This window comes from Pseudomonas tremae, assembly GCF_001401155.1.
GTDB classification, from domain to species: Bacteria; Pseudomonadota; Gammaproteobacteria; order Pseudomonadales; family Pseudomonadaceae; genus Aquipseudomonas; species Aquipseudomonas tremae.
This window is the reverse complement of the sequence record NZ_LJRO01000266.1, coordinates 1-223: the sequence shown is the minus strand read 5'-3', so window position 1 is coordinate 223 and position 223 is coordinate 1. Positions and strand designations below refer to the sequence as shown.

Annotated in this window: 1 pseudogene; it reads left to right on the top strand. The window is 61.4% G+C overall.

Annotated elements, in window-relative coordinates:
* Positions 1 to 189, top strand: a pseudogene (locus tag ALO43_RS16145) (TerD family protein); the annotation flags it as partial.
* Positions 190 to 223: the final 34 nt, after the last annotated feature.

Sequence of the window (223 nt, the reverse complement as noted above, 5' to 3'; positions counted from 1 at the left end):
GTCGATTTGGGCAGCCGCAACGAACTGGGCCGCTTTGATCTGTCCGAGAAAGGCCAGCATACCGGCGTTGTGATGTCCTATCTGGCGCGCACCCCCGCAGGCTGGGATTTCACCGCAGTTGGTCAGGTTACCAACGGCCGTACTGCAGATGATCTGGTCGAACTGGCCATCGGAGCTGTACGCGCATGACCCAACTTGTCCCAGGCGCCAACGCGCCAGTCGC